The organism is Phenylobacterium sp. (genome assembly GCF_036263695.1).
Lineage (GTDB): Bacteria > Pseudomonadota > Alphaproteobacteria > Caulobacterales > Caulobacteraceae > Phenylobacterium.
Window position 1 is genome coordinate 1 of record NZ_DATAGM010000133.1, and the last position, 6,902, is coordinate 6,902.

The window sequence follows — 6,902 nt, forward strand, 5'->3', positions numbered from 1 at the left end:
CGTGCTCGGGGGGGCGGCCGCGATCGCCGCGCTCCAGGCGGCGGCGGGCGACCCGGACCCGGAGGTCCGCTACACGGCCTGGCGGGCCATGGCCGACTGCGGCGCTCCGCCGTCGCTGGCCAGCCTCTTGGCCGAGGTGGACAAGGCGGGCCTGCAGCCATCCACGAGGCTCGCCGACCTCATCCGGAGAGTCGTGGCGGACCAGCCCCGCGCCGCCGAAGCCGCCGCCCTACGCGGCGCGCACGGGCCGCAGACGCGGGCGCTGCTGGTGGACGCCATCGGCGGCGCGGGCGACTACGCCGCGCTTCCCACGCTGATCGAGGCCGCAGGCGATCCCGATCCGGACGTGCGCGCCGCCGCCGTGCGGGCGCTGGGGCGATTGCAGCATCCCATCAGCGAGCCGGCCATCCGCGCCGCGCTGGCCGATGACGACTGGCCGGTGCAGCTGGCGGGCGCGGAAGCGGCGGGCGCCGCAGGCCTTGCGGCCCTCACACCGGAGCTTGTGGCGCTCCTGGGCCATCCGGAGTGGTGGGTCCGGTTTCGCGCCGGTGAAGCGCTCGGCCGCCTGGGCGCGGCCGGCCTTCTGGCGCTGCGCAAGGCGCAGGCGGAGCACGACGAGCTGGTTCGGAGCGCCGCCGCGCGCGCCCTGGCGGAAGCTGTGGCGGCGTGAGCATGGATCAGGCCGCCGTCATCGCACAGCAGATCGCCACGGGGATTGCGGCGATCGTGATCGGGACGGGGCTGCTGCAGAGCGGCGTCTACCTATGGCAGCTGATCCTTGCGGCCCGAGCGCTCTCGAAATCGCCGCCCGTCGGACAGCCGGGCACGCTTTGGCGCCGGTACGCCGAGGCGGCGCCCCCCATCACCCTGATGGCGCCGGCGTACAACGAAGCCATGACCATCGTGGAGAGCGTCCGCTCGCTGTTGTCGCTGCAATACCCCGCCTTTGAGGTGCTGGTGGTCAACGACGGCTCGAAGGACGACACGCTGAAGGTGCTGATCGAGGCCTTCGAGCTCGAGCCGGTCCAGCGTCACTACCATCTGACGGCGCCCTGCAAGCCGATCCGCGGCGTCTACGCCGGCGCCCGGCAGCCCCGGCTGGTGGTGGTCGACAAGGAGAACGGCGGCAAGGCCGACGCCCTGAACGCGGCTCTGAACCTGGCGCGCACGCCGATCGTCTGTTCGATGGACGCCGACTCGTTGCTGGAGCCAGACGCGCTGCTCCGAGCCGTCCGCCCGTTCGTGGAAGATCCGGAGCGGACGGTCGCGGTCGGCGGCACCGTGCGGATCGCCAACGGCTGCAAGGTCATGTACGGCCGGGTGCTCGAAGTCGGCGTGCCGCGCAACCTGCTCGCGCTGATGCAGACGGTGGAGTACCTGCGCGCCTTCCTGATGGCCCGTCTCGCCTGGAGCCGGATCGGGGCCCTGCTGGTGATCTCGGGCGCCTTTGGACTGTTCCGCCGCCAGGCGGTCCTCGATGTCGGCGGCTACTCGCTCGGGACGGTCGGCGAGGACATGGAGCTGGTGGTCAAGCTGCACAAGCATTACCGCCGCCTCGGCCGGCCGTACAGCATCGGCTACGTCGCCGAGCCGGTCTGCTGGACGGAGGCGCCGGAAAGCCTGGCCGTACTGGGAAGGCAACGGTCCCGCTGGCACCGCGGCGCCCTGGAGACCTTCTTCAAGCACCGGGACATGCTGTTCAGCCCCCGCTACGGCCGGGTGGGGGCGCTGGGGTTCGGCAACATTCTGCTGGTGGACGTCATCGGCCCGGTCGTGGAGGTGCTGGGCTACCTCCTGATCCCGCTCTTCTGGGCCATGGGGCTGCTGTCGCTGGACTACCTGCTCGCCCTTCTGGGGCTGACATTCGGCTTCGGGGTGGCGGTGAGCGTGGCCTCACTGGCCTTGGAAGAGGCCGAGCTGCGCCGGTTCCCGCGGTCGCGCGATCTGCTGATCCTGTTAGGCGCGGCTGTCCTGGAGAACTTCGGCTACCGGCAGCTCAACAACTTCTGGCGGATCCGCGGGCTGTGGCAGTTCCTGCGCAAGTCCGAGAGTTGGGGGGCCATGACCCGGAAGGGCTTCGCCCGCGCCTAACCGATCAGCGCCTCGATCGCCGTGACGAGCGCCGCCCGGTCGGCGGGATCGGCCGGCTTCCCCTCCGAGAGCTGCTCGTCGAGGCGCTGCGCGAGGGTGCTGAGCTGGGGGTAGCCGACAGTTCCCGCCATGCCCGCGAGGCGATGGGAGGCCGCACGAAGCTCGCCGTCCGCTCCGCTGCGAAACACCTCCAGCTCGTCTCGGCACCGGGCCAGAAACCGGGCGCGAAAGGCCGCCATCGTATCGCTCATCGGCCGGACAGGATCTGCCGCAGGTCGCTGGCCAAGGTCATGGGATCGAAAGGCTTGGTGATCACGCCGACCGCGCCCATCGCCTTTATGGCTTCCTGCTCCTGCGGCTGCGCGCGCGCGGTGATGAACACGGCCGGCGTTTGCGACAAGCCTGGCAGTTGGCGGATCTGCGCCAGCGTGGTGGGGCCGTCCATCTCCGGCATCATCACGTCCAGCAACAGCACATCCGGTCGCCATTCGAGCTGGCTGAGCATGGTGAGCGCGTCGAAGCCGCAGCATTGGGTCTTCAGCTCGATCCCCGGATCCAGCTCGAGCGCGAAGGCGGCGACCTCACGGATGTCGGGCTCGTCGTCGACGTAGAGAACCTTCAGATTGGTCATGCGTGCATTTTCCTGAGCTCGCCACTCTCAAGGATCGTCGTCACCGTCGAGACGAGTTGGTCCAGCGACTCCCGCGATTTGGTGAGCACGGCCGCAACCTGGGCCGCCTCGTCGGGCGCCACCGACTGGGCCGAGAACACGACGACCGGCGGCGTGCGCCGTCCCTGTTGCGCCAGGATCGGGCGCAGCGCGAAGCCCGAGCCGTCGGGGAGCCCGACGTCTAGAACCACCAGGTCCGGCCAAAGGCCGCCGAGCCGCTCTCGGGCCTCCCTGAGCCCGCACACCGACTCGACGTCGCAGTAGGGCTGTAGTGCACGGGCGACCAGTTCGCGTACGTCCGCGTCATCGTCCACATGCAGCACGACTGGCCGCCCACCGCCCGGCTGGGCGAGAGGCGTCGGCTGAGCGGCCGCGGCGGCGGGCCCGGAGGGCGCAGCTTGCGTTGCCCCGGGCGGGAACTCGGCGATGAAGGTCGCGCCCTTGCCGGGCTCGGATTCAAACCAGAGGCGCCCGCCGTGCCGCTCCACGATTTGGCGCGAGATAGCCAGCCCCAGACCGGTGCCGCCCTTCGCGCGCGTGTCGGAGCTGTCGGCCTGCGCGAAGCGCGAGAAGATCCGCTCTCGGAACTCCGGTTGTATTCCGGGGCCGTGGTCGCGGACCGTCAGGCGGGGCCAGCCCTCGCCGCCGGTCTCGACGCTGACCTCCACCTCGGCACCCTTCGGCGAGAACTTCAGCGCGTTCGAAACCAGGTTCCAGACCACCTGCGCTAGCCGATCCGTGTCGCCGACCACCTTGGGGAGGACGGACGTAGTCTCGATGCGGAGCGCTACGCCGGTCTCGCTTGCGAGGCCGGTCATGCCTTCGGCGGCGCGTCGGGCCGCATCCGCCAGGTCGACCGGCCCCCAACGGAAAGCCATCTGCCCCGACTCGAGCTTCTCGATGTCGAGGATGTCGTTGATCAGCCTAACCAGCCGCTGGCAGTTTGCGTGGGCGATCGCCAGCAGCCGCCCGGCGCGCTCGGGGAGCGTTCCGGCCGCACCGCCCACCAGCAGCCCGAGGGAGCCGGCGATCGAGGTCAGCGGCGTGCGCAGTTCGTGGCTGACCGTCGAGACGAACTCGGACTTCAGCTTCTCCACGCGTCGGCGCTCGCTGATGTCACGGATCGAGCTGACGATGAACACCTCGCCGTCGAGCTCAAAACGGCCGAGGGAGACCTCCGCCGGGAAGGTCCCTCCGTCCTTGCGGCGGCCGACATATTCCCTGGAGAGCCCCGGGCTGATCCCCCCGGGCCCGGCCAGTCGATTGATGAACAGCTCGTTGGTTGCGGGCAGATCGAGAAGGAGGCCCACGTCGCGGCGGGCGATCTCGGCCCGGCTGAAGCCGAACATCTGCTCGCCGGCGCGATTGACGCTCTCGATGGTGCCCGAACGGTTGAAAGTGATGAGCGCGTCCGTGGCGCTCTCGAAGATGGCCAGGTTGCGCGCCGCGGACCGCCGCTCGCGCTGCAGCAGGTCCTGCCGCTGGCGCCACTGGCGCAGGACCAGGATCACAGCCGCCAGCAGCAGCGCTGCGAGTGTTGCCAGCGCGACCGTAATGAAGCTCTCGATCGTGCGGGCGCGGCTCTCGGCGGCCCGGACGCGCGCATCCAGGCCCTCGGCCTCGGACGCCTCCAGGATTCGCACTTCGGCGCGGAAGGCGTCCATGATCCGCTTGCCCTCGCCGGAGGCCACGGCGCTGACAGCGTCGCCGCCGGCTTCCCTCAGCGCCACGCTTTCTTGCGAGAACGCCAGCTTGGCGGAGATCAGCCGTTCGATCCTGGCCAGCGACTCAAGCTTCTCGACGGCGACCGGCTCGCCGTCCGCAGGCGGACGGCTGACGAGAGTCCGGAGCGTCTGCAGCTCCGCCGCCAGTTGGGTCTGGCTCGCCTCGTAAGGCTCGAGGAAGGCCCGCTGCCCAGTGATAATGTAGCCACGCTGGCCGATCTCGGTGTCCTGCACGAGCGAGAACACCTTCTTGAGCTGCAGCCGCTCCTCGTAGGAGCGGTTCACGGCGGCGGCCAGTTCGCGGGCTTGGGCGAACTGCTCCCGCACCTCGAGGAAGACGGCCGCCAAAAGCACTGGCGCAAGCACCAGCGCCAGCATCGACGGCAGCACCAATCCTTGCGGGAACAAGGAGACGAGGCGGGAGACGACGGGCGGCACAGGTGATCCTCGTTGAGGCGGCGACCATGTGCCTCAGCAAGATTCCAGAACAGTTAACCTTCATGCGCTCTGAGGTCGCATGCAGGCGCGCCCAGTCAGGGCGGCGCGCTCCGCCAAATGGATCAGGCTCGGACCTCAGCCGGCTCCAGGAAGCGAGCCGGCATGTCTTCGCGGTAAGGATAGTACTGGAACCATGGCCGCGCCTCGTCGATCGCCCGGGCGACGGAGGGCCGCGCCAGCAGGCGCTCGAAATAGGCCGGGAGGTGCGGCAGCCCGGCCGGGATCGGCTCGACGATAGAAGCATAGAACAGCGCCGGGGCGGCGGCGCAGTCGGCCAGGCTGAAGGCCTCGCCCGCCGGCCAGTCGCGCCCCGCCATCCGCGCGTCGATCATCCCGTAGGCCATGGCCAGCATGGCGCGGGCTTCCTTGACGCCCTGCGGGTCCTTAGCGCCTTCCGGCCGCAGCCGGTCGGCGACGATCTTCTGCATCGGGGTCATCACGTAGTTGTCGAACAGACGGTCCCAGAGCCGGGCGTCGAGCCGCGCCGACACAGCTTCGGGCAGCAGCTGCGCCGGGCCGGCCGACCGCGCGTCCACGTACTCGAGCATGATGGAGGTTTCGGGGATGACCCGGCCGGCGGCCACGTCTTCGAGAAGGGGGATCTTGCCAGTGGGCCAGAGCGCCGCGAACGCCGCCCGCGCGTCCGCGTCGCCCAGGTTCACCATCCGCGGCTCGAACGGCGCGCCGAGTTCGTAGAGCCCGATCAGCACCTTCCAACAGTAGGAGGAGAGCGGGTGGAGGTGCAGGACGAGGCTCATGGCGCCCTCATTAGTGATTGCATATTGCAATCATTAGCGGGCGCGGCGCTTCAGGCAAGCCGGAATCGCGGCTTCGCCGTCGTCGCTTCCGAGGTCCGCGCGCTCGCCCAGCGCTCGGCCGAGGCCGCCAAGGAGATCAAGGCCCTGATCGACGCGTCCATGGCCCAGGTGGGCCAGGGCGTGCAGCTCGTGGATCAGACCGGCGAGGCGCTCGACCGGATCACCGGCCAAGTGGCCGAGATACGTCGCCCGCGCGGCTGGAGAGCGCAAGGGTGCGCGCATCCAGCAGCAGAGACTGCAGCAGGCGTTCGGCTAGTCCGCCACGTGACGAGCGAAGGCCTCGGCGAACTCCGGCCGCCAGCGAGAGAGGGCGGGGCGGTTCTTGATGATGTCATCGGCTGTCCACTGCAGCCGCTTCTCGTCCATCTCGCGGCTCACCTCGTTGTCCGGGCAGAGGATGTAGAAGTCGCCGCGCTCGATGGCCGCCAGCATGAAGTCGACCACCTGGTCCGGCGTCCAAGCGGCGGCAGGCTTTTCGGCTGCGCGCGTCAGGCCGGTGAAGGTGAAGCCGGGGATCAGCAGGTGCGCCGATAGCTGCGCGCCCTCGGTGCGCGAGAGCTCGTACGACAGCGCCTCGGTGAAGCTGCGCACCCCGGCCTTCGACAGGTTGTAGGCGTAGGCGCCGGGCGGGCCGGTGAGCCCCTGCTTGGAGCCGGTGTTGATCACGAGGCCCGGCTCGCCTGCCTCCAGCATCCGCGGCACGAACGCCTGGACGCCGTGGATCACGCCCCAGAGGTTCACGTCCACGAGCCGGCGCCACTTATCGAGCTCGGCCCAGGGCGGGGCCGCAAAGCCGCCCATGCCGGCGTTGTTCATCAGCACCGAGACGGCCCCGAAGGAGCCGTAGGCGAGGTCGGCCAGGGCGCGGAGCTGATCGAAGTCGGCCACATCGCAGTGAAGCGTCCGGACGTCGGTCGCTTTGCCCAGGTCGGCTTCGGCGCTCTTGAGCTTGTCGCCATCGGCGTCCGCGAGCACCAGCTTCAAGCCGAGGGCGGCGAAGCGGCGCGCGGCGGCCAGGCCGATGCCGCTGACGCCGCCGGTGATGACGGCGACCCTGCCTGAGGCGATGGCGGCGTGGGGCGATCCGGTCATGAGCAGCTC

The 6,902-nt window shown here is 69.8% G+C and carries 7 protein-coding genes and 1 pseudogene; 3 read left to right on the forward strand and 5 right to left on the reverse strand.

Going from position 1 to position 6,902, the window contains the following annotated elements; genetic code table 11:
- Together VHK87_RS05225 and VHK87_RS05230 are read left to right on the forward strand one after the other, a co-directional pair.
- Window positions 1–670 (forward strand): HEAT repeat domain-containing protein (locus tag VHK87_RS05225; RefSeq protein ID WP_329633839.1); only part of this gene is annotated, 670 nt, incomplete at its 5' end.
- 2 nt (window positions 671–672) lie between these two features.
- Window positions 673–2,091, forward strand: coding sequence for a glycosyltransferase (locus VHK87_RS05230; RefSeq protein ID WP_329633840.1), 1,419 nt, complete (start codon window positions 673–675; stop codon window positions 2,089–2,091).
- Here the strand turns inward: VHK87_RS05230 and VHK87_RS05235 are convergent.
- The 4 genes from VHK87_RS05235 to VHK87_RS05250 form a co-directional block, all read right to left on the reverse strand.
- Complete coding sequence (locus VHK87_RS05235; RefSeq protein ID WP_329633841.1) at window positions 2,088–2,330, reverse strand: Hpt domain-containing protein; 243 nt, start codon at window positions 2,328–2,330, stop codon at window positions 2,088–2,090. The two genes, VHK87_RS05230 and VHK87_RS05235, sit on opposite strands and share 4 nt — an antisense overlap.
- Window positions 2,331–2,338: 8 nt before the next feature.
- Window positions 2,339–2,722, reverse strand: coding sequence for a response regulator (locus tag VHK87_RS05240; RefSeq protein WP_329633842.1), 384 nt, complete (start codon window positions 2,720–2,722; stop codon window positions 2,339–2,341).
- Entirely contained in the window at window positions 2,719–4,923 is a 2,205-nt protein-coding gene (locus VHK87_RS05245; RefSeq protein WP_329633843.1) for an ATP-binding protein, read from the reverse strand. Before VHK87_RS05245 ends, VHK87_RS05240 begins: the two co-directional genes overlap by 4 nt.
- Window positions 4,924–5,045: 122 nt before the next feature.
- Window positions 5,046–5,741: a glutathione S-transferase family protein gene (locus VHK87_RS05250; RefSeq protein WP_329633844.1), complete on the reverse strand. Its 696-nt coding sequence runs from the start codon at window positions 5,739–5,741 to the stop codon at window positions 5,046–5,048.
- Here VHK87_RS05250 and VHK87_RS19445 point away from each other — a divergent pair.
- Window positions 5,724–5,927 (forward strand): annotated as a pseudogene (locus tag VHK87_RS19445) (methyl-accepting chemotaxis protein); the annotation flags it as partial. The gene VHK87_RS05250 and the pseudogene VHK87_RS19445 overlap by 18 nt on opposite strands.
- Window positions 5,928–6,053: 126 nt before the next feature.
- Here the strand turns inward: VHK87_RS19445 and VHK87_RS05260 are convergent.
- Window positions 6,054–6,902, reverse strand: an 849-nt coding sequence (locus VHK87_RS05260; protein WP_329633845.1) for an SDR family NAD(P)-dependent oxidoreductase, incomplete at its 5' end; no start/stop codon positions are given.